The organism is Blautia segnis (genome assembly GCF_014287535.1).
GTDB classification, from domain to species: Bacteria; Bacillota; Clostridia; order Lachnospirales; family Lachnospiraceae; genus Blautia_A; species Blautia_A acetigignens.
In genome coordinates, this window is the sequence record NZ_JACOOT010000007.1 from 1 (window position 1) to 23770 (window position 23770).

20 protein-coding genes are annotated in these 23770 nt (G+C 43.5%); 14 read left to right on the forward strand and 6 right to left on the reverse strand.

Translation table 11 applies throughout. From position 1 onward, the window contains the following. The first annotated feature begins 245 nt into the window (after positions 1–245). The 6 genes from H8S54_RS02670 to H8S54_RS02695 all read left to right on the forward strand — a co-directional run bounded on the left by H8S54_RS02670 (position 246) and on the right by H8S54_RS02695 (position 6129). Entirely contained in the window at positions 246–1229 is a 984-nt protein-coding gene (locus tag H8S54_RS02670) for a D-ribose ABC transporter substrate-binding protein (RefSeq protein ID WP_186900849.1), read from the forward strand. 85 nt (positions 1230–1314) lie between these two features. Next, positions 1315–1902: a DUF2291 family protein gene (locus H8S54_RS02675; protein WP_021925122.1), complete on the forward strand. Its 588-nt coding sequence runs from the start codon at positions 1315–1317 to the stop codon at positions 1900–1902. A gap of 14 nt (positions 1903–1916) precedes the next feature. Beyond that, entirely contained in the window at positions 1917–3455 is a 1539-nt protein-coding gene (locus H8S54_RS02680) for a sugar ABC transporter ATP-binding protein (protein WP_021925123.1), read from the forward strand. Positions 3456–3474: 19 nt separating this feature from the next. Further along, the gene (locus H8S54_RS02685; RefSeq protein WP_117852834.1) at positions 3475–4521 is read left to right on the forward strand and encodes an ABC transporter permease; all 1047 of its coding nucleotides are present in this window, start codon (positions 3475–3477) and stop codon (positions 4519–4521) included. A gap of 68 nt (positions 4522–4589) precedes the next feature. After that, positions 4590–4991, forward strand: coding sequence for a D-ribose pyranase (gene rbsD, locus H8S54_RS02690; RefSeq protein ID WP_117852837.1), 402 nt, complete (start codon positions 4590–4592; stop codon positions 4989–4991). A gap of 139 nt (positions 4992–5130) precedes the next feature. Further along, entirely contained in the window at positions 5131–6129 is a 999-nt protein-coding gene (locus H8S54_RS02695; RefSeq protein ID WP_117852839.1) for a LacI family DNA-binding transcriptional regulator, read from the forward strand. Positions 6130–6215: 86 nt separating this feature from the next. Here the strand turns inward: H8S54_RS02695 and thrH are convergent, their stop codons facing one another. Further along, positions 6216–6821, reverse strand: coding sequence for a bifunctional phosphoserine phosphatase/homoserine phosphotransferase ThrH (gene thrH, locus H8S54_RS02700; protein ID WP_021925778.1), 606 nt, complete (start codon positions 6819–6821; stop codon positions 6216–6218). A 305-nt stretch (positions 6822–7126) separates the two neighbouring features. On the opposite strand from thrH, the gene H8S54_RS02705 reads away from it, so the two are divergent. From H8S54_RS02705 to H8S54_RS02725, 5 genes are all read left to right on the forward strand, one after another. Beyond that, positions 7127–8809, forward strand: coding sequence for a phospho-sugar mutase (locus tag H8S54_RS02705; RefSeq protein ID WP_021925777.1), 1683 nt, complete (start codon positions 7127–7129; stop codon positions 8807–8809). A 299-nt stretch (positions 8810–9108) separates the two neighbouring features. Then, positions 9109–9318, forward strand: coding sequence for a hypothetical protein (locus H8S54_RS02710; protein WP_117852847.1), 210 nt, complete (start codon positions 9109–9111; stop codon positions 9316–9318). A gap of 669 nt (positions 9319–9987) precedes the next feature. Further along, entirely contained in the window at positions 9988–10905 is a 918-nt protein-coding gene (locus H8S54_RS19530) for a DUF4186 domain-containing protein (RefSeq protein WP_330600056.1), read from the forward strand. Positions 10906–10974: 69 nt separating this feature from the next. Continuing rightward, entirely contained in the window at positions 10975–12126 is a 1152-nt protein-coding gene (locus tag H8S54_RS02720; protein ID WP_117852849.1) for an exonuclease SbcCD subunit D, read from the forward strand. Then, positions 12123–15356, forward strand: coding sequence for an AAA family ATPase (locus tag H8S54_RS02725; protein WP_186900850.1), 3234 nt, complete (start codon positions 12123–12125; stop codon positions 15354–15356). Before H8S54_RS02720 ends, H8S54_RS02725 begins: the two co-directional genes overlap by 4 nt. 41 nt (positions 15357–15397) lie before the next feature. Here the strand turns inward: H8S54_RS02725 and H8S54_RS02730 are convergent, their stop codons facing one another. The 4 genes from H8S54_RS02730 to H8S54_RS02745 all read right to left on the reverse strand — a co-directional run bounded on the left by H8S54_RS02730 (position 15398) and on the right by H8S54_RS02745 (position 20570). Continuing rightward, entirely contained in the window at positions 15398–16057 is a 660-nt protein-coding gene (locus H8S54_RS02730) for an HAD family hydrolase (protein WP_186900851.1), read from the reverse strand. A 10-nt stretch (positions 16058–16067) separates the two neighbouring features. After that, positions 16068–16724, reverse strand: a complete 657-nt coding sequence (gene thiE, locus H8S54_RS02735; RefSeq protein WP_117852857.1) for a thiamine phosphate synthase — start codon at positions 16722–16724, stop codon at positions 16068–16070. A 252-nt stretch (positions 16725–16976) separates the two neighbouring features. Next, entirely contained in the window at positions 16977–18638 is a 1662-nt protein-coding gene (locus tag H8S54_RS02740) for a carboxylesterase/lipase family protein (protein ID WP_021925768.1), read from the reverse strand. Between the two features lie 276 nt (positions 18639–18914). Then, on the reverse strand, positions 18915–20570 hold the full coding sequence (locus H8S54_RS02745; RefSeq protein WP_186900852.1) for a carboxylesterase/lipase family protein: 1656 nt from the start codon (positions 20568–20570) through the stop codon (positions 18915–18917). 322 nt (positions 20571–20892) lie between these two features. Between H8S54_RS02745 and H8S54_RS02750 the strand changes: the two genes are divergently transcribed. From H8S54_RS02750 to H8S54_RS02760, 3 genes are read left to right on the forward strand one after another with little or no spacing between them, the layout of a single operon-like run. After that, complete coding sequence (locus H8S54_RS02750; RefSeq protein ID WP_117852865.1) at positions 20893–21423, forward strand: YwqG family protein; 531 nt, start codon at positions 20893–20895, stop codon at positions 21421–21423. A 52-nt stretch (positions 21424–21475) separates the two neighbouring features. Next, the gene (locus H8S54_RS02755; RefSeq protein WP_186900853.1) at positions 21476–22078 is read left to right on the forward strand and encodes a hypothetical protein; all 603 of its coding nucleotides are present in this window, start codon (positions 21476–21478) and stop codon (positions 22076–22078) included. Between the two features lie 27 nt (positions 22079–22105). Further along, positions 22106–22648 (forward strand): TetR/AcrR family transcriptional regulator, encoded by a 543-nt coding sequence (locus H8S54_RS02760; RefSeq protein ID WP_186900854.1) that lies wholly within the window; start codon positions 22106–22108, stop codon positions 22646–22648. 36 nt (positions 22649–22684) lie between these two features. On the opposite strand, the gene H8S54_RS02765 is transcribed toward H8S54_RS02760, so the two are convergent. Further along, positions 22685–23620, reverse strand: coding sequence for a LysR family transcriptional regulator (locus H8S54_RS02765; RefSeq protein WP_186900855.1), 936 nt, complete (start codon positions 23618–23620; stop codon positions 22685–22687). Between the last annotated feature and the right edge of the window lie 150 nt (positions 23621–23770).

The following is a 23770-nucleotide window of genomic DNA, read 5'->3' on the forward strand; positions in this document are numbered from 1 at the left end:
TATAAGAGACAGTATAAATATTTATATAAATGTTTATATAAACAAACAAGCGAAAATGATAAAACAGACAATTTTATGGTAAAAAGTAACTAAAAAAATGTGAAAAATATTGTGCATACATACAAAATAACATATAAAACTAAAAAGGATATTGAAATATTTGCATAAATGTTTATAATCAAATTATCAACAGTTCGGAGCGAAAACGAACAAAACAGAGTATATTTTTTAAGGAGGACGTATTAATGAAAGCAAGAAAAGCAATGGCATTAGCTATGACAGCAGCTATGGTTGGAGGATTAATGACAGTGCCGGTAATGGCAGAAGAGAACGCTGAATTACTTCCTGGTGGCGGAAGCAACATTATTTATTGCATTACACCTTCTACATCCAATCCGTTCTTCAACACAGAACAGGTAATTGCAAAAGAGAAAGCAGAAGAGCTTGGATATGAAGTGAAATGTGCTTCACATGATGATGACGCTGCTACACAGCTTGAGCTTTTCGAAGCAGCTATCAATGACGGAGCAGCAGCAATCATCTGCGATAACGCTGGTGCAGATGCTTCAATCGAAGCTGTTCAGAAGGCATATGATGCCGGAATTCCTACATTCCTGATCGACCGTGAAATTAACCAGTCAGGACTTGCAGTAGCACAGATCGTAGCAGATAATGCACAGGGCGCAGCAGCAATTGCCGAAGTATGGGTTGAGGCTATGAACTATGAAGGCAAATATGCAGAGCTTCTTGGACTTGAGTCCGATACAAACTGCCAGGTTCGTTCTGATAACTATCATTCTGTAATTGACGAGTACGAAGATCTTGAAATGGTAGCTCAGCAGTCTGCTAACTGGGATCAGACAGAAGCTTACGAGAAGACAGAAGCAATCCTTCAGTCCAATCCGGAGATTACAGGTATCATCTGTGGTAACGATACTATGGCATGCGGTGCTGTTCAGGCTTGTCTTGATGCAGGACGTAAAGACATTAAGATCATCGGTCTTGACGGATCTGACGAAGCAAACGCTTATATCAAATCCGGTGACATGGTTGGTACAGCTCTTCAGCAGATTGCACTGATCACAGAGATGGCAGTTGAGCAGGCTGACGCTTACCTTAAAGGAACAGCTCCGGAAGAAGAGAAACAGCTTGTTCCTTGCGTAGCAATCACAGCTGATAATACAGATTGTCTGAACGCATTTGTTTATACAGAGCCAGATGCTAAATAAGAGGACGAAATCAAGGTCAAAAGGTTAAAATGGAAGGCGGTGCGTCTGCGCCGCCTTTTATAATAGAAAGCAGGGAGAGATGATTATGAAAAGCAGAAGAATTTTGGCGGTTCTGGCCGCATGTACAGCAGTAACCTTTACCGGCTGTGGTGTAGTAACCGTGGTTCCGATTGGAGAGGAAGCTTCCTATACCGGTAAACAGGAATTTGATTCCGCAGCAGAATCAGAAGGAGACTGGTCATCTGTTGTAGCGGATATTTCCCAAAAAGCACAGGATCTTGTGGAATTGTTAAATGGTGATGGCATTACAGAAACAACGGCAGTAAAAGGAACAGGAAAAATTAAAGAATATAATACAGATACTCCGAAGCATTATCTTGTAGTGGAACTGGATGGTTTTACCGGAACAAAAGAAATCCGTGTCCGTACAGACGGACCGAATTCCAGTACTGCAATCCGTGACCTTCAGTCACTGAAAAACTTTGAAAGCTTTACCAACCAGACGGAATGGTCAAGCTATGGAAAAGAACTGAACAAGCAGGCGCTTGCGCAGGTTATTGATCCACTTGAAATCGACGAAAGTGTAGTTGGCAAGACTGTTACATTTACCGGCGGAGCAGAAGCAGGTGCAGATGCAGTAACGATTACAGCAGTTGAGCTGACAATTGAATAAAAGGAGGAAGCATTATGTTTGATGATCCGAATGTTGTTCTCCATTGTGAAAAAATTGATAAAATTTATCCGGGAACCAAAGCCCTTGATCAGGTTTCCTTTGATCTTTTAAAAGGTCAGGTAAATGTTTTGATCGGAGAAAATGGCGCAGGAAAATCTACCCTGATGAAAATGATCGCCGGAATTGAGCAGCCGTCTTCCGGAAAAATGTACATGGATGGAAAAGAAGTTTATTTTAAGGATACCAATGCTGCCCGAGCCAAGGGAATTGGAATTATTCATCAGGAGCTTTCTCTTTTCCCGAATATGACAGTGTATCAGAACATTTTTATGGGACATGAGAAAAAGAAGGGGATTTTCCTGGATGACAAAGCTCATTCAGAGGGTGCCAAAAAGATCCTGAAACGTCTGGAGCATGAGATTCCGCCGGATACAATGGTTGGAGATCTTCGTGTAGGCCAGCAGCAGATGGTAGAGATTGCACGTAATCTGAATCAGGACGATCTGCGGGTACTGATCATGGACGAGCCTACATCGTCTCTTTCAGCAGCAGAGGTTAAAGTTCTTTTCAAAATCATGAGAGAGCTTCTGGAGGCTGGGATTTCTATTGTATATATTTCTCATCGTCTGGAAGAAATTATGGAAATCGGCGATCATGTTACCATACTCCGGGATGGAAAATACGTTGCAGATGCAGCAGTTAAAGATATTGAGCTTAGCTGGATCGTAGAGAATATGGTAGGAAAGAATACACAGTACCACCGATTTGAACGAAGCATTGATCTTTCCAAGCAGCCTAAGATGCTGGAGATTAAAAATCTGTGCCTTCCGAAAAAAGGCGGCGGCTGGACACTTGACCATGTGAGCCTTGACCTGAAAAAAGGTGAAGTTCTTGGTATTTACGGACTTTTGGGAGCCGGACGAAGTGAATTATTTGAATGCCTTATGGGGCTTCACCCGGAGCATACCGGAGATGTATTTTATGAAGGTAAAAAGCTGAAAATCAAGGATGTTGCGACTCAGATTCAAAATGGTTTTGCGCTTGTTCCGGAGGACAGACAGAGCCAGGGACTGATTCAGACTCTTGATATTGGCAAGAATACATCTATTTCTTCTCTGAAGGATTATGTAAAAGGTCTGTTTCTTGATGAAAAAGCAGAGAATGCGGCAGTTGACGAACAGATCAGGGATATCCATATTAAAGTGGCGGATAAGAGACTTCCTATTTTGTCTCTGTCCGGTGGAAACCAGCAGAAGGTTGTTATCGGTAAGGGCCTTTTGACTAAGCCGAAGATCCTGCTTCTGGATGAGCCTTCCCGTGGTATCGATATTGGTGCGAAGACAGAGGTCTTTGAGATCATTCATGAACTTGCGGAAAAAGGACTTTCTATTATTGTTATCTCATCTGAGCTAAAAGAAATCATGGCAATCGCAGATCGAATCTGTGTATTGTCCAATGGTAAAAAGACCGGCGAGCTGACCGGAGATGAGATTACAGAAGACACACTTGTACGTACATCTTATGCCGGACTTGGAACCGGAAGAAATGCGTAAACCGGGGAGGAGCAGAATAATGAATAACAAAAAATCAAATAATAATCAGTTATTAATGACCCTGTTAAAAGGACGTACCTTTATTGTATTGGTACTTCTGGTCATCTTTTTTACCATTGTAAAAGGAACTACATTTCTGTCAGCATCTACACTGACCATGGTTGCAAAACATGTGGCTCTGTATGGAATCCTGGCACTTGGTATGACATTTGTAATTATTACCGGCGGTATTGACCTTTCCGTAGGTTCTGTAGTTGGCTTGGTTGGAATGCTTGCAGGAGGAATGATTCAGGAAGGTATCACTCTGAAATTTGCAGGTGTAACACTTTATTTCAGTGTACCGGTAATTGTAATTGCCATGTTGATTGTTGGCTGTCTGATTGGAGCAGTTAACGGACTCATTGTAACAAAATTAGGTGTAGCACCGTTTATTGCTACACTTGGTACTATGTATATCTGCCGTGGTTTTGCAAACCTTCGCTCCAACGGTGCAACCTTCTCCGACATCAAAGGCTATGACGGACTTGGAAATACAGGCTTTAAGATTCTTGGAAGCAACATTGCAGGTATTCCTACTGGTGTTTACATTTTCGCAGTGCTTGCAGTTATTTCTGTTATCATTCTGAAGAAGCTTCCATTTGGCTGGTATGTACTTGCAGTCGGCGGCAATGAGAAATCTGCACGTCTTTCCGGCATTAAAGCGGACAAGATCAAGATCATTGTTTATATGATTTCTGGCTTTTGCGCAGCCTGGGTTGGTATGATTAACACAGCACAGCTTTCAGCAGCACATCCTGCATCCGGTGATGGCTGGGAAATGAACGCAATCGCAGCTACCGTACTTGGCGGAACCTCCATGAGTGGTGGATCCGGAACCATTATCGGAACTGTAGTTGGTGCATTCGTTATCGGTGTTATCAACGATGGTATGACAATGTGTGGTGTATCTGAGTTCTGGCAGAAGGTTATCCGTGGTCTGGTTATCATTCTTGCAGTTGTAATTGATCAGACACAGAGAAATCTCCAGGCGAAGATGGCGCTTCAGGCAAGAAATGAGAATAAATAAACATTTGGAAATATTGCAAAAATTTACAAAAAGATTTATAGTAAAATGAAGAAGCAGGAGGAAGAAACGTGAAGAAATCAGGGATTTTAAATGCCCAGCTGATTCGCTGCATCGCGGAGCTTGGACACAAAGATCTGTTCATGATCGGTGATGCGGGAATGCCGATTCCGAAAGGCGTGGAGATCGTGGATCTGGTTGTATGCGGAGGGGTTCCTACCTTTAAACAGGTAATGGATGCTGTGCTGGCAGAAACAGAAGTGGAAGCCTACACCATTGCAAATGAGATCGAGGAAAAAAATCCGGAGCTTCTTGCATATATTCAGCAGAACCTTCCTGAGGCTGAGGAGAGCAGAATTGACCACGTAGACCTGAAAAAGATGTCCGCGCAGTGCAAATTTGCGATCCGTACAGGTGAGTTTACACCTTATCCGAACATAATTTTAAGAGCGGGAGTTGCTTTCCCGGCATAAAGCATGATCAGAGAAGACGCTGCGAAAGACAGGTAGAACCTAGTTTTGCAGCGTCTTTTTGTTTGAATCGGCGAAAAATTTTCAGGGGGCCAGGAAAAGATGTGTATGCGGATATTTACTCACAGAGGAGGACTTGAATATGAAAGTAAGTGTGAAGAAAATCAGTGAGATCACCGGATTTTCTCCAGCGACGGTATCAAATGCATTAAATTATAAAAAAGGCGTGAATGCAGAGACATCTGCGAAAATTTTCAAAGTGGCACAGGATCTGGGCTATTTTGAGGAAAATCATATCCGCAAGGTAAAATTTGTGATGTTTAAGCGTGACGGCTCTGTGGTAGAGGACTCTCCATTTTTTATTCAGCTGATTTCCGGAGTGGAGCAGGAATGCCGTGCCTGTGGCATGGAGATGCAGCTATGCAATCTGGACAAGCGGGATCCCGGGTATCAGGAACAGGCGAAATGGATTATGAACGATAAGGCGTCCGCTGTGATTCTTCTGGGGACAGAGATGGTGGATTCGGATATTAATCTGATCCGGGGCATGACCTGTCCGTTTATTGTGATTGATTACTGGAAAGAGGATATGAGCTTTGATGCCATGCTCATTAATAATGCGGATTCAGCCCGTATGGCAACGGAGTACCTGATTGCAAACGGACATAAAGAAATTGGGTATCTTCAGGGAAAATTCAGGATTAAACCTTTCCGCTCCCGTTCGGCAGGTTATCAGACCGCATTGCAGAAAGCAGGGCTGCATTTAAATAAGGACTATGTTTTTACCATGTCAACTACTATTGACGGTGCATATGAGGATATGAAGCAGTATCTGTCTAAGAAGGCGAAGCTGCCTACTGCATTTTTTTCAGATAATGACATGATTGCTTTGGGTGCTATGAAGGCTATGGCGGAATTCGGAATCCGGATTCCGGAGGATGTTTCTATTGTAGGATTTGATGATCTGACTTTTTCCTCTATTTCCTATCCACCGCTGACCACTCTGCGCGTACCGAAGCAGGAGATGGGCAGAGCGGTTGTAAGAAGGCTGCGGGATATGCTCAAGGACAATGACGGAATCAAACTTAAGATGCAGATGTGTACGCAGTTTATTGAGCGGGAGAGTGTGAAAAAAATATAAGGATGCTTCAAAAATGATGCATTGGTAGAAATTAAATCTAATAAAGTCCTGATTTCTCAGAAATCAGGACTTATTAAGTTTCTGGCTTAGGCGCGAATTGCGTTCATAATTGCGTCGTAAAGCTCGTCATAAGTTTCATAAGCGGGGACTTCTGGATACTCGGCTTTAATTGCATCGGTGCTCTTAAAGAGGAATCCGGCCTTGCTTGCCTGGATCATGCCAAGGTCATTGTGGCTGTCTCCGCTGGCAATGGTGTCATAGCCGATAGACTGCAGTGCTTTGACTGTGGTGTATTTGGACTTCTCACAGCGCATCTTAAAGTCAGTGATCTCGCCGTTTTCCCCTACAACCAGGGAGTTGCAGAAGATGGTCGGGTAGCCCAGCTTTTTCATAAGAGGACCTGCAAACTGGGAGAAGGTATCGCTGAGGATGATAACCTGGGTCTGCGCACGCAGCTTATCCAGAAATTCCTTTGCACCCGGAATCGGATCAATTTTGGCAATGGTTTCCTGGATCTCCTTCAGTCCAAGTCCGTGTTCCTTCAGGATATTCAGACGATATTTCATTAATTTATCATAATCCGGCTCATCGCGAGTCGTTCTCTTTAGCTCCGGAATCCCCGTAGCCTCGGCAAATGCGATCCAAATCTCCGGCACCAGTACGCCCTCTAAATCTAAGCAAACAATTTCCATAATTTCCTCCATTCTGCGGCCATATGCTGCCGTCGCTATTTTCAATTTAAATAAATGGAATCGTGTGAAGTCAGTTATTATGTTTGCTTTCACACATTATCCTATTATAGCGTAAAAATGTAAGGAGTGCCAGAACTAAATTAGAATGGAGGGAAAATGTTTGGAAATCAGGGGAAAATAGAGAAAAATTGTCTGGTCGAAATTTCTCGGTTGTATTGCTGTATTGAGAAAAATGTGGTATATTATTAGTATCTGTAGTAATAATAGACAAAATAAACAGAATAACAATGGCAGGAGTGGTTAAAATGTATAACGAAGAGTACAAACGCTGGATGGCGGCAGATCTCGAAGATGCAGATCTGAAACCAGAATTATCTAAGATTGAAGGAAATGATGAGGAAATCAAGGAGCGCTTTGCTGTTTCCCTGAAATTTGGTACAGCAGGACTTCGCGGTGTTCTTGGCGCAGGAACTAACCGAATGAATATCTATGTAGTACGTCAGGCTACACAGGGCCTTGCGAACTGGGTAAAGACACAGGGCGGCACACAGACCGTAGCCATCAGCTATGACAGCCGTCTGAAGAGTGATGTATTTGCCAAGACAGCTGCAGGCGTGCTGGCTGCCAACGGAATCAAGGTCAGAATTTATGACGCATTAATGCCTGTTCCGGCTCTTTCCTTTGCAACACGCTACTATGAGTGCAATGCAGGAATCATGGTTACAGCTTCTCATAACCCTGCTAAATATAACGGATATAAGGCTTACGGCCCGGATGGCTGCCAGATGACAGATGACGCAGCAGCCATCGTTTATGATGAGATCCAGAAGACAGACGTACTGACTGGTGCCAAATACATGTCCTTTGCAGAAGGCGTTGAGGAAGGCCTGATCCGCTTTGTGGGAGATGACTGTAAACGTGCTCTGTATGATGCGATCGAGTCCCGTCAGGTTCGTCCAGGCCTTTGCAAGACCGCTGGCCTGAAGCTGGTTTACAGCCCGCTGAACGGTTCCGGACTTGTACCGGTAACCCAGATCCTCAAGGATATCGGAATCACAGATGTGACAATCGTTCCAGATCAGGAATACCCGAACGGATACTTTACCACATGCAGCTACCCGAACCCGGAGATTTTCGCAGCTCTGGAGCAGGGCCTGAAGCTTGCTAAGGAGACAGGTGCAGATCTTATGCTTGCAACTGACCCGGACGCAGACCGTGTTGGTATTGCTATGAAATGCCCGGATGGCTCCTATGAGCTGGTAAGCGGAAATGAAGTGGGAGTTCTTCTTCTTGACTATATTGCAGCAGGACGCATTGAGAAGGGTACAATGCCGAAGAACCCGGTTGCAGTGAAATCCATTGTATCCACACCTCTGGCAGATGCAGTTGCTGAGCACTACGGCGTAGAGCTTAGAAGCGTACTTACCGGATTCAAGTGGATCGGTGACCAGATCGCACAGTTAGAAGCAGCTGGCGAAGTTGACCGTTTCATCTTCGGATTTGAGGAGAGTTACGGATACCTTGCAGGACCATATGTACGTGATAAAGATGCGATCATCGGATCCATGCTGATTTGCGAGATGGCTGCATATTACAGAAGCATTGGAAGCTCCCTGAAGCAGAGACTTGAGGAAATCTATGCGCAGTACGGCCGTTACCTGAACAAGGTAGACAGCTTCGAATTCCCAGGCCTTAGCGGAATGGATACCATGGCAGGAATCATGCAGAAATTCCGTGACAATCCGCCGGCAGAGATTGCAGGCTACAAGGTAGTAAAGGTTACTGATTACAAGAAACCTGAAGAGACAGGTCTTCCGGCAGCGAATGTTCTGATCTACAAATTGGAGAATAACGAGACTGTTGTAGTTCGTCCATCCGGAACAGAGCCGAAGATCAAGATCTACTATACAACTCTTGGCAAAGACCTTGCAGAGGCAGAAGCTGAAAAAGAGAAACTGGCTAAGGCACTTGAGCCGATGATGGCTTAAAACCGTTTTCAAACAAGTTCTAAGGCATTTGGTTCAGAAGAAACATAGCTTGAACGCAGATCGCGAGGCGACTGCGTTCATGAGCAAGTAGCGAAGCGGATTGCGAATGTCCGCTTTACTATAGTTTAGTAAATGACTCTGGAATCCCTCTTGCGTATAGCAGCGCAAGGGGGATTCTTTGCGCTGATAACTTTATTTATTTGCATAATGTGAAGAGATTTTATTTTGTAATTCGTTAATTACAATAAAGGGAAAAACATATAGTATAATTCCCGAAAAGAAAACGAGGTGACTGATGAATGTGGACGTTATTATTTATATTTTTGATGTTTGGCGTATTCGGTAAACTGATTGGACTTGCATTCCGTGCCACATGGGGAATTACGAAGATCTTTTTTCGCCTGATCTTTCTTCCAGTAGTTCTGATCGGACTTGTACTGGCTGGCCTGATGTACATAGCCCTGCCGCTGCTTGTAGTCATCGGAATCGCAGTGCTGGTGCTGGCGTAATTACGTGAGATTTTTTATATATATTTATAAAAATAAAAATACACGAAAATAAAATCGAAAATATGTGCGATTTGCCAGATGACAAAATGCGACAGATATGTTAGTATAGATACATCAACAAAAGACAAGAGATAGAAGTACGAAAGAAAATTCGAACTCACCTGCGAATTTCCAAATTACAAAAGCAATCAAGCATACTAAAGAAATCAAAAGTACAAAAGACAATCAAATTACAAAAGAAACCAGAAGTACCAAAGAATTTCAAAACACGAAAGCACTTAAACTACAAAAGAACTTTAACAACCAAAGACCCTGTAAGAAATACTCCAGATAAGACAGTATCCCCTGCAGAACACATCCGATAAAATCTATAACAAAACACATCAGAAAATTGGCTGGGAACTTATTTCCCAGCTATATTTATAACAAAATCCAACAACTGTTTATATTTGAAACCTATAGCCTTTCTCAGAGAAATCGTGTATACTAAATGTTAAAAACAGATCCCAAAAGAGACCGTAAAATTATTGGGTTTAATGAAAGTATACAATTCTTTTATCAGTTCCAAAATAGATGATTATAACAGCAGTGTATATTACGAAAATCCGTCCTATATATGAATGTTATAAAGAAAATAAAATGCTATAACGGTCAATAGAAAGGCATGCAATGAACTTACAGCAGGCGAAGGAACTTCTCGGAATTAATCAGGATGATGAACGGGAGATAAAACGGAAATATCATAATTCCCTTGTGAAACCGGAAAGCACCGATGGGAAAGGGCAGAGAATTTACCACTTTAAGGCGTTTCTGGCTGCACCGCCTCAGACAGTGGAGAGCACACGGATTGCCAACCTGCAGCCAGGAGAATATCTTTACCCAAGAGCATTCCACGGCAATCAGATTCAGCTTATGAACAAGGAACGACAGATACTGGGATATCTCCGCATGGAAGATGAGCATCTATATTTTTGCATCATTCCTCTTTTAAAACGCCACGCCGCTCAGGTGAAGCTTCTGGTGAAATCCGATGATGCAGAAGAGAAAGGAATCTATCGAAGTAAATATGCAGGAAATTCCAGTGCCTCTGACAGAAGCCGTATCGGAAATCATGCAACAAAGGCTGATATAGATTTCTACTTCCGCCTGGAAGATGAGAGCTACAACAGCACAGACCTGAACCTAAAAATAGAAGAGCTTCTTTCCGAATATGAGAAATACCTGCAGCAAGGCCGCTTTTCCGATTTGTTCCAACGGCTGGCCCGTTCCAATTTCCGCAGCCGTTTCCATCTGAAAGAGAAGGACAGGCAGTACATTCAGGAGAAAGGAATGGACACGATCCGAAGCCATGCCAGGGATTTTGTGCGTACGAGGCTGGCACCTGCCCAGATTCCAAACGATGGCAAGCAGACTCCCATGCGTGGACATCCGGTATTTCTGGCGCAGCATGCCACAGGCTGCTGTTGCCGCGGTTGCCTGTACAAATGGCATCGAATTCCACAGGGCGTACAGCTTACTCAGAACCAACAGGACTATGTGGTAGATGTACTTATGACCTGGATCGAAAAAGAAAATATCGGTAAGTAGGAATATTTCGTTTGATAGAGCATGCTTACCCACTATTTTATAATCAAATATTAAACAGAGGAATTGCCCATGAAAATTTTTCATCTATCCGATTTACACATTGGACTAAAATTAATTAATCGAGATCTTAGAGAAGATCAGGAATATATTTTGAACCAGATTATTCAGAAAGCGAAGGAGGAAAAGCCGGATGCAATTTTGATTGCAGGTGATATTTACGACAAAGCTGTTCCGTCTGCTGAAGCGGTAGAGGTATTCGATCATTTTATTGGAAACCTGCGCACAGCAGTACCGGAATCAGTTGTTATGATGATCAGCGGCAATCACGACAGTGCACCCCGCGTCAATTGCTTCCGAAGCGTGCTGACCCACCAGCGCATCCACATGATCGGAATGCCTCCGCAGACCGAAGAAGACCACATTGAGAAAGTAGTACTTCAGGACGAATATGGATCTGTGAATTTTTATCTTCTTCCCTTTGTGAAACCTTCTATGGTGAAGTTGATCGTAGGAACTGATGAGAATGGAAATAATCTATCATATAATGAGACCATTCATCGTCTGCTTGATCGTGAGGAAATTGATGAAACTCAGAGGAATATTCTGGTCAGCCATCAGTTCTATCTTCCCTCTGGCGAAAATGCAGAAGAGGTAGAACGAATGGATTCTGAGATTCGTACTATCGGAAATATTGACCAGGTATCCGCTGATATCCTGAAGAAATTTGATTATGCAGCCCTGGGACATATTCACAAACCAATGAAAGTAGGAAGCGAATTTTACCGTTATTGCGGTACGCCCCTTGCATGCTCTGTCAGCGAAGCAGGCCAGAGCAAAGGAATTATAATGGTTGACATAAAACAAAAAAACCAGATTACTACAGAGATTTTGCCTCTTGTTCCATTGCGGCAGGTCAGAGTGATTCGTGGTGACCTTGAGGAGGTTCTGGCACAGACCTGTAGGGATTATGTAACAGTTATTCTTACGGATAAAGTAGACCTGGATGTAATCGATATGCAGGATCGTCTGCGTCTGGCATTCCCGGGACTTCTGGAAATACGCCGGGAAACGGTACGGCAGGCAGACTATACCAGACATGCGGCTGTAGAGAAAACCTTAAATCCTTTTGAACTCTGCTGTCAGTTCCTGAATGACGCAGACGAGGAGGAGAAAGAGATTCTTCAGGACATCATCAATACTGTACAGGGGGTGACGAAATGAGACCTGTGAAGCTTACCATGCAGGCATTTGGTTCCTACGGAAATCTGACCAAGATTGATTTTAGCGAGCCAGACCAGAACCTATTTCTGGTAACAGGAGACACTGGCGCAGGCAAAACCACTATATTTGATGCTATTGTATTTGCGCTTTACGGCGAGGCAAGCTCCAGCACCAATAAGAAAGACGGTGTTGTGCTTCAGAGTCAATACGTAGAACTAAATGTAGAGCCTTTTGTAGAACTTGTTTTTTCTGAAGGTACAGGAGAGACTCGTCAGCTTTATACAGTTCGTCGTGTCCCAAGGCATTTGAAGCGTCTTACAAGAGGTGCCGGGAAAAACACCGGAAGCCGTGAAGTGACAGGCTCTGTCAACTTGATCATGCCGGATGGAACTGAATATCCGCAGAAAGAAGCGGACAGCAAGCTTGGCGAAATCCTTGGTCTTAATAAAGGTCAGTTCATGCAGGTTGCCATGATTGCGCAAGGGGAGTTTATGGAGCTCCTTCGCGCCAAATCTGACGATAAGAAGGTGATTTTCCGTAAGCTTTTTAATACAGAGCTGTATCAGAATATTGCAGATGAGCTGATGAACCGCAAACGATCATTAGAAAAAGACATTGCCCAAATTAAGACTGCCTGTCAGACTGAGACTGCTCATGTGGTAATTTTCCAGGAATATGAGAAATGGGAAGAAATGGAAGCACTGAAAAAGCAGATTCAGAATGGTGAGATTGTAGTGATGGACCAGTTTCTCATTCAGTTGACAGAGCTATGCAGTACATTGAGGGCTCGTATACAAGAGGCACAGAAAGATCTGGATACTCTTTCTAAGCTTCGGGATGAAAAGAGGGATGCGTATACCAGTGCCAGTCAGCTGCAGGGTTTATATAATCAGCTTGAAGCGGCACTTTTTGAGTTAAAAGCATGCGAAGACGTAGAAGCACAGATAAAGGAGAAGATGCTTCTTTCTGAGCATATACGAACTGCATATGAGATTCAAGCAGAGTACCTGCGTTGTCAGGACGCCTTTGGAAATCTGCGAAATCATGAAAATGCCTTGAAAGAGCAGCAGGAACGCAGCCCACAACTGGAAAACCAGGCGAAGCTTACAGCAGAAGAAGCATCTAAAGTGCAGGAACTTGCTGAAGGAGAGAAAGAAGTTTATACCACCATATATGAGCGGGTAAATAAGGAAATGAAGCTTCGCAAGCGGATTAGCAAAGCGCAGGCTACAGCCAGAGAGAGCCAGGAAGCGCTTCAGGCAGCGGAAACAGCTGCGCAGAAAGCACGTGAAGATTTGGACAGCCTGGAGAAAAAGGAAGAAGAGTGGCGTACCCAGGCAGAGACACTTGCAGATACTGGAGAGAAAATAGCCCTTTGGAAAGGGCAGAACCAGGAGCTTGAAGCTTTCTTTGCAGATCTGGAAGAGGCAGAAGAGCAGCTTCAAATGACCGAAAAGCAGAAGAAAAAATCTGAAAAAGCGAAGAAATCCTATATTAAAATCCGTGCGCTTTATGAAAACCAGAACCAAGAATATGAATCCATGAGACGAATTTTTCTGGATGAGCAGGCGGGCTTCCTTGCCAGAGAACTTCAGCCAGGCAAACCATGTCCGGTATGCGGAGCTTTGGAGCATCCCCATCCCTGTGCCACATCGGAATCCCATGCCGACCTTACCAGAGAGCAGTTAGATCTGGCAGAGAAGGAAGCCTCCCGGCTGCGTAGCCAGCAGGAACAGCTTGCAGGAGAAGCCCGTGCGGCAGCAGACCTTGCCATAGAGAAAGAAAAGGGATACCAGGATAAACTGGAGAAGCTGTGCGGAGGAATGCAGGAGCTTTTCAAAGATGCTGCTGAAGAAAATGCGCAGAATGCCGCTGGAATTTCCGGGATAATAGACCGGTCTCCTTTGGAGTTCATAAAACAGCAGTTGGAAACCAGAAAGCTTGCATTGCAAAAACAGTATACACAGCTTCAAAAAGACCAGAACACTTTGCTGAAGCTCCAGAATCAGCTTAGCCACGTAGAAGAAACGAAAAAACAGGGAAAACTCACCGTTGAGGAAACCAGCCAGAAGCTGACAGAAGCAATCGCCGCTGCAAAAAGCAGTCAGGATGTGCTGGAACAGCTTAGCAGTTCTCTGGAATATCCGTCGGAAGAAGCCGCTATGCAGGAATTTGATAAATCCAAGGCGAAATGGAAAAAAGCTGCCAGGGATGCAGAAGATGCACAGAAGAAATCATCTACAGCTTCCGAAGCCTTTGTGAACTGCATCAGCCTGATTCAGCGTTACATGGATGAACTGCCTGGATTACAGAAAGCTTTGCAGGAGAGACAGGCTTCTTATACAGAATTGCTGCATGCCAAAGATATGACAGAGAGTGAATGGAAGCCTTTAACAGAGGAATATTCCCGCCAGATGGCAGACCAACTGCAGAAAGAAACCGACACCTGGAAACAGAAAAAAATTGCGGCGCAGACAGTGAAAGATTCTACCAGCAAGGCAATTGACGGAAGAACGAAACCAGATCTGGAGCTTGCGAAGGCTCAGATGGAGGAAGCGGAAGTAAAACGCAGATTGGCACAGGAAAAACTGGATTCATATAAAGAACAATATAAAGCAGATCAGGATGCCTGCAGTATTCTTACTCCGCAGATGGAGAAGCGAGGCAAGATTATTGAGAAGCATGCCAAGCTGGAAACTTTGTATAAATTGCTGTCTGGAAATATGTCCGGTAACAGAATGGATCTGGAAACCTTTGTGCAGAGATATTATCTGGAGAAAATATTATATGCAGCTAATCGCCGCTTTTCAGATATGTCTGCGGGACAGTTTGAGCTTCGAATGGTAGATGCAGCCAATGCCGGCAAGGGTAAAAACCGTGGTCTGGATCTTATGGTATATTCCAATGTAACCGGAAAGGAGCGGGAGGTCCGCACTCTTTCCGGCGGAGAGTCCTTTATGGCTGCATTGTCCCTTGCTCTTGGAATGGCAGACCAGATTCAGGAAAGCTCTGCATCTATTAATTTAGATGTAATGTTTGTAGATGAGGGCTTTGGCTCATTAGATGAGCATTCCAGAGAGCAGGCCGTAAAGGTTCTTCAGGAACTTGCTGGTGGCAGCAAACTGATCGGTATTATTTCCCATGTAACGGAATTGAAACAGGAAATTGAAGACCAGCTAATCGTTACGAAGGACGAGAAGGGAAGTCATGTAAGGTGGCAGATTAGTTAGAGAACTGCTGGAAAATCAGGGAATGATTTTTCAAAAATTTTCTAAATGCCCTGAATAAATTTGTTGAATTCTTCTGGATTGTCATAGTCTGTAATTATGCAATCCACAATACGGCGGATTTCATCCTGATGTTCCTCGTGCTCATCATAAACAGCAGCCACATAGAAACCATCATTTTTGGCTGTTGTTAGTGCATGGAGGGAATCTTCAAAAACAATAGTATTGCTTCTGTCAGTATCAAGAAATTTCATAGCTTCCCGATAGATAGCTGGTTCGTCCTTACCTGCTCCTACGGAAGTACAGGTAAATATTTCACTGAAACAATGAAGCACCCCGCAGCGAGTCAGAACGGTCTCTACCAGAGATCGTTCTGCGGCGGTTGCAATGCACATTTTAACACCTGCCTGCTGAAGCTGCGTGAGGAATTTGGCTGCGTGAGGCTTTAGTTGAGCCTCATAGCGGTAGAAGTCATCTACAATTGCGACAGCACCCTTGATCAGATCGTCAGGAGTCTGCTTTACGCCATAATAATCAATAAAGTAATCAGCTGCCTGCTGAAGACTCATAGTAGCAATTATCTCATTAAGATCAGGCTCCGGCTCGATTCCCTGGCTTCGCAGGTAAATTTCGCCTACATGATCCCAGGCGGACATGGAATCCAGAAGAGTTCCGTCCAGATCCCAGATTGCACCCTTTAACATAAATATCCTCCTAGTGATTTGCTCCGCAGCTCTGAACCATATTCTGGGTAAGCTCTTTGAGCTCCTTTGTGGCTTCTGTAATATTTTTTGCTGCGAAGATAGCGCTGACCACTGCAATTCCACAGATTCCGGTACCCTGAAGCTCCATAACATTTTCACGGGAAATTCCGCCAATAGCAATAACTGGGATGTTTACTGCTTCGCAAATCTGTTTCACAGTTTCATGGCTGATGCTGTTAGCATCTTTTTTGGTTCCGGTATGAAATACAGCACCGACACCCAGGTAATCAGCACCATTTTTTTCGGCAAGCACTGCTTGTTCTACTGTCTGGGCAGAAACACCGATGATTTTATCCGGTCCAAGAATCGCCCGCACATTGGATGCTTCCATATCATGCTGTCCTACATGTACGCCGTCAGCGTCAATTTTTTTTGCAATCTCTACGTTGTCATTAATTACAAATGGCACATGATAACGTGCACATAGTTCTTTAATTTCCACAGCCTCCTTCAGAAAGCTGTCAGCATCCAGATCTTTTTCACGGAGCTGGATAAATGTGGCACCGCCTTTCAGGGCATCCTCTACCTGCTCGTATAAAGTTCTGCCATTTAACCAGCTGCGGTCTGTAACGCCATAAAGTAAAAGATCGTTTTTATCACAGTTCATATCAAAATCTCCTAACTTCATAATAATTATGGTAAAAAAACATAAACCAGTTCTGTTTACTATAAGGCAGTATACCACAAAACTATTCCCATGAAAAAGCCTTAGTTGACCGTGCGCGGAAATTTTTTTACACCATGTGGGTAAGCTGCCAGGAAAGCAAGAAGTACCCTAATAGCTCTACACAGGTTTTATGCTGTGTTTTACTATTAGGGTACAGTTAATTATTTTTATTCAATATATGAGGCTTTTAAATTATTCTTGCTCCTGTGTTGGGAACTGGAAGTACTGCTGTGTAAATTCTCCCATCAGTTCTTCTAATGGTGCTAATGGTTCGGAATGTACGGTTATACCTGCTCCGAAATCGATATAACCCATGTTTTCATCTGCTTCCGGCCACTGAGCTAAGCCTTCTCCGTTTGGATCACCGTTGGTAATGAAATTCACCCAGTACTGATTCATTTTTTCTGCCAGTTCATAGTCCCAATCTCTCCAGTTTCTGGAGGCAGGTACACCATCCCGCATGGAGTTAAATGCATAGAACTGTTCGCTGGAATGCCATGCCCACTGCTCGGCGGCAGAACGGTCTGTTCCTATCTCTGTAATGCTTTCCGGAGTTATCTGGCTGAACAGATAAGTATAATTCTTTGCCTTTCCATCAGTTCTCTCAGCCATAAGCTTGCCATAAAGACGATTTACCATAAGATTGCGGCTATCCTGAGTTCCGAAGCCTAATGTTCCAAGCTGACGGCTGGTAACCATAGCAGTTTTATCTGTGATTTTCAAAAGATTTTCAAAATCATATTTGTCATACAGATCACCTAACTGTTCTTTGTATTCAGCATAAAAATCATCAGCAGTTGCTGTTGCCAGGTATTTTGCTTCTCCCATATTTGTTCCTGAAAGAATAGATACATCATCAAATACACCTTCATTGATGGCTTCCTGGATACTTGGATATGCTATATAAAGATCATCCTGGTTCATGCTGCCCGGATAATGCTCACTTGCAGATTTCAGCAGTTCTTCTCCGTCCATAGCTCTTAATTCTTCCATGGAAATATCAGCAGACAGACCTAAATCCTCCAGATATGCAGTTCCGTTCTTTTCTGCATCTTCCTGGCTCTGGAATGCTCCGACATACTTCAGTCCGCTCTCCAGAATCAGTTTATCTACATCAACATCCATTTGCGGTGAGGCTATCATGGACATTGCTTTCATTGTGCCGCCTGACTGACCTCCAACAGTGATGTTTTCAGGATCTCCTCCGAAATTTGCAATATTTTCCTTGATCCATTCCAGTGCTTTGATCTGATCCATCAATCCGTAGTTTCCGCTCTGTCCCTGCTCTTCAGAAAGCTGAGGCAGAGATAAATAACCGAATACTCCAAGTCTCTGCTCTACAGAAACTGCAATTACATCATTTTCTGCAAAAGCATCCAGGTTTCCCTCAGCACTGTAGGTATGTCCGACTGTCAGTCCGCCTCCATGGAACCACACATAGACTGGTTTTTTCTCATCACCTGTCAGGTTCTCCTCTGTGGTAGAAATATTCAGGTACAGACAATCCTCACTCATTTCCGGCGCTGTATTATTGTGGAAATCTGTTCCGCTGGGTTCTACAAAGCCGAGCTCCTGCATGGGCATTTCCCTATTGGTATCGCACACAAGAATATCATCCCATTTCTCGTGATCCACAGGTGCCTTCCATCTAAGGTCTCCTACAGGCGGGGCTGCATATGGCACGCCTTTGAACTGTACCACATTCTCATACCCTTCATCCGTACTGTTGATTCCTTGAACCTTTCCGTAACTGGTATCTACAACATTATCGAGATTCTCTGAAGCTGATACAGTCATTCCTGATAACATCATCATGGCCGCTGATGCCATTAAAACTACCATTCTTTTTTTCATTTACATTTCCTCCTCGTATTCTTTGTTACTTACATTGCTTTTTTTCTTTTATATTGCCGATGATTTATTATGGCATTTTTTTAATTCTCTCACTATAAGTATTTTTCTTTCTTCCTATAACTTTTTTGATTTCTAAGGAGATAAGAAAAATCAAAAAGTACCCTAATAGCTCCACACAGCTTGTGTTCTGTGGTTTACTATTAGGGTACAGTTGCCTATTGGGGAATTATGGCAGCTATGCAGCGTAAATACTTTTTAATTCAGCGTGTTTTTCTATTATTCTGATAATGGAACCTGGAAATACTGCTGTGCAAATTCTTCCATCAGTTCTTCTAATGGTGCTAATGGTTCGGAATGTACGGTTATACCTGCTCCGAAGTCGATATAGCCCATGTTTTCATCTGCTTCTGGCCACTGAGCTAAGCCTTCTCCATTTGGATCACCATTGGTAATGAAATTCACCCAGTACTGATTCATCTTCTCTGCCAGTTCATAGTCCCAGTCTCTCCAGTCTCTGGAAGCAGGTACACCATCCCGCATAGAATTAAAGACATAAAACTGTTCGCTGGAATGCCATGCCCACTGCTCGGCGGCAGAGCGGTCTGTTCCTATCTCTGTAATGCGTTCCGGAGTTACCTGGCTGAACAGATAAGTATAATTCTTCGCTTTTCCATCGGTTCTTTCAGTCATCAGTTTGCCATAAAGACGATTCATCATGATATTAGCGCCGCTCCAGCTTCCGAAGCCTAATGTTCCAAGCTGTCGGCTGGTAATCATAGCAGTATTGTCTGTAACCTTCAAAAGATTCTCGAAATCATATTTGTCATACAGATCGCCTAATTTTTCTTTGTATGCAGCATAAAATTCATCAGCAGTTGGTGTCTGTAAGTACTGTCCTTCTCCCATATTTGCACCGGAAAGAATCGACACATCATCAAACACACCTTCATTAACAGCTTCCTGGATGCTTGGATATGCTACATAAAGACCGTCCTGATTCATACGGCCGGGATAATGTTCACTTGCGGATTTCAGCAGTTCTTCTCCGTCCATAGCTCTTAATTCTTCCATGGAAATATCAGCAGACAGGCCTAAATCCTCCAGATATGCAGTTCCGTTCTTTTCTGCATCTTCCTGGCTCTGGAATGTTCCAGGATAATTCAGTCCGCTCTCAAGAACCAGCTTATCTACCTCAACATCCATTTTTGGTGAAGCTATCATAGATGTTGCTTTTGATGTGCCGCCTGACTGACCTCCAACGGTGATGTTCTCAGGATCGCCTCCGAAATTCGCAATATTTTCCTTGATCCATTCCAGTGCTTTGATCTGATCCATCAATCCGTAGTTTCCGCTCTGTCCCTGCTCTTCAGAAAGCTGAGGCAGAGATAAATAACCGAATACGCCAAGTCTTTGCTCTACAGAAACCGCAATTACACCATTTTCTGCGAAAGCATCCAGATTTCCCTCAGCACTGTAGGTATGTCCGACTGTCAGTCCGCCGCCATGGAACCATACATAGACTGGTTTTTTCTCGTCACCTGCCAGGTTCTCCTCTGTGGTGGAAATATTCAAGTACAGACAGTCTTCGCTCATTTCCGGTGCTGTGTTATTGTGAAAATCTGTTCCACTTGGTTCTACAAAGCCGAGCTCCTGCATGGGCATTTCCCTATTGGTATCACATACAAGAATATCATCCCATTTCTCGTGATCCACAGGTGCCTTCCATCTAAGGTCTCCTACAGGCGGGGCTGCATATGGCACTCCCTTGAACTGTACCACATTCTCATACCCTTCGTCCGTACTGTTGATTCCCTGAACCTTTCCGTAACTGGTATCTACAACATTATCCAGATTCTCTGAAGCTGATACAGTCATTCCTGGTAACATCATCATGGCCGCTGATGCCATTAAAACTACCATTCTTTTTTTCATTTGCGTTTTCTCCTTTCGTATTCCTGGCTGAATTTCCGTGGTATTTAAAAGGTTTCTGGTATGATTCCCTATCTGCGTATACTGCCTTCTTCCTCCTCTCACGCTGCTGATAATTTATTATGACATTTATTTTATCTTCTCACCATAATTCTTTTTCTTTCTTCCTATAATTTTCTTGCTTTCTTTTGCAGGGAAAGAAGATAGAAAAAAATAATTTGATAAAATTTACGATGCATAATAAATGGAAATATAGATGCTAATGTGATATGATTTAAAGTAATAAAGAACGAAAAAACTGAATTTTTATGCGGGAGGAGCAAGTATGAAGAAGTATATTTTACCAGCTGTTTTGCTGGCAGCAGGCTTTTCGCTTTCCACTATCGGCTTTCAGAAGCAGGAAATAAAGGCAGCAGAAGAAATCGGAACAGAAGTTGAAGAAACATCAACAGAACAAGTAAAAATCAGTCCGACAGAAGGCGAATCAGATGGCATGGCACTATATTCTTCCTGTCCGTTTATTTACGAAGAAACAGAATGGGAGCTTCAGACCTTTGTGCAGGAAGATATGCTTATAGATGGAGAACTGGCAATGGATGACAGAGGGCATTTCCTGATACAGGTTAGTTCTGGTGAAGATTCCTATGTAATGTTTGATGATATAGTTCAGCTGGGAATGCCGGAGGCAGATGCCTGGATAGATGACCAGGAGAAGCTGCATATCGTAGTTCGGGATGTGCGGACTGCCAGATACAGAGTAACCGATTTTACTTACGATTCAGAGAAAAAAGAATTTGTTGGAAATGATGTGCTCAATGGAGATGGAATCAATTATTTGGGAACAACAGGTAAATAGCTTTTGTACAGCATCGATTTTCTCAAAATAATTTAAGAAAGGCAGAATCACCATGGATCAATTTGAAAAACAAAAGATAGAACGCCAGGCACTTAATGGCAAAATGACAATGATGTTTGGAGGGATTTTCCTGATGTTTTCAGCAATCACCTCTACACTGATGTATGGAATCAATTTTTTTATGACAGCACAACAGGCTGACAAGGGTGTGGCAGAATATGTAGAGCTTCTTAAAAAAGCCGACGTAGGAAGCAACTTCCTGAGAGTAGCAGGAGTTTGCTTCCTGCTGGTTGGAATTTATGAGACTATTGCAGGCTTTATAACTGCAAAGAACAGCAACCGCATTGATAAAAGCTTGTTTACCATGAAAATTATTATTTCTCTTTTAATAGTAGAAATTATGATGCAGGTGTATCTGTTTTTTACAGGTCTTATGAATTTGGGCTTTTTATTTACGGCGATTTTGCTGCCATTGTTTATGCTTTGGGGCGTTACCAGATTGCGGAAGGTGGCAAAGGCGGATCCGGAGCGTGTTTATGCGGCGAAGCCTGTGACCAGAGATAAATCCAGACAGCAGAGCGCGGCTCCAAAGAAGAGTATTCGGGAAAGAGCGGCTATGCAGGCAAGAGAGGATGACGGTGAACCAAAGCAATAATACTACAGAGAAGGTGAATCGCAGATTATGGACATGAAGGAAGTTATCGCAAGTGCAGCGAGAAAGCTGATTCTGGAAAAGAAGGTTAAGAAGCTGACGGTGAAGGATATTGTGGAAGAGTGCCAGATTACCAGACAGGCGTTCTATTATCACTTTGAGGGAATTCCGGATCTGATTCAGTGGAGCATAGGGAAAGGCGTAGACAGGCTTCTTGAAGAAACCCGTCAGCAAGATGGACCGGAAGCTGCGCTGAAATATTTGTTTGTATTTGCTATTAACACCATGCCAGATGTGCGAAGAGGCGTGGAGAGTAACTATGGAAAGGAAGTGGAGCAGACGCTGAGACGAGGCGCATATGAGCTGTTTGAGAAGATCGTGGAAGAAGAAAATCTCTATCAGAATTATGGACGTCAGGAGTTAAAGCTGCTTCTCCGTTATCATAGCAGTGCAATCCTGGGGCTTCTCCAGGACTGGACACCAGAGGACACAAAGAATCTGGATGGGATTGTGCATGAAGTTTATCAGATCATGGTGGGGGGAATTACAGCCGGTACAGCGAATATTAAGTAAAAGGCTGCAAAAAAATATTTGTAGACATATTCTGGCCTATTTACATGACATATTCAGAAATTCTTCCATCGCTTTAGTGAAATATCGTCCTTTTTTCCAGTAAAAACAAATCCTTCTGCTGTTATGCTGTGCCGGGAGCTTGTAATAAACTACATTATGATTATGTGGGATTCGGGACAGCATAATATCACCAATAAAGGAAATTCCCATTCCGGACTGACAGATGTTATAAGCAGTCATCTGCTGGTCCATATTTAAAACAACATCTGGTTCAAAATCATTAGCCTGGCAGATCTGCCGGGCTCTTTTTCCCGTATCATTCTCATTTTTCATCATAATAAAAGGAAGTCCCTTGAAGCTTTTCAGTGGAACTATTGGAAAAGAAGGATTCAGGAAGCTGCCATTCTGTATTTGCAAGTCTGTTATCTGGTAATCCTTCAGAGAGGAATTTATAGGAAAATGGCTGGGGACTGCCAGAATCAGATGCTCTTCATGAAAAATGCGGCTGTCAAAAATATCCGGATTCAGGGCAGTGTTGTCAAGAATCAGGTCTACAGAACCCTTTTGCAGAAGCTCAGCCAGCTGAGCCGTACTCTCTTCAATCAAATTTATCTTTATATGGGGATAACACGTTACAAAGGCAGAAATCAAAGGGGGCAAAATCCAGGAGGAAAAGAGATTGCTTCCGCCAAGAGTAAGATTTCCGGTGGACAGCTTATCCCAGTCATGTATAAAGGCGGAAAAGCTTCTGTGAATGCCCAGGATTTCTTCCACGCAGCGGATGTATTCTTTTCCGCATTCGGTTAATCCAAGGGGTTTGGTACTGCGGTCAAAAATGGGATAGCCGATACGGTTTTCTACTCGTTTTACATTTGCGCTTAAAGATGGCTGGGAAATAAAAAGATTAGCAGCAGCTTTGGAAAAGCTTTTTTCTTTATAGACCTCATAAACATATTCCATACCCTGAAACATAAATACTCCTTTCTGAACTTCAGACCTTTTCCTCTGGTATCGTTATTATAACTGTCTCTTATACACATCTGACGCTGCCGACGAATAGAGAGGGGGGGGGGGGGGGGGGGGGGGGGGGGGGGGGGGGGGGGGGGGGGGGGGGGGGGGGGG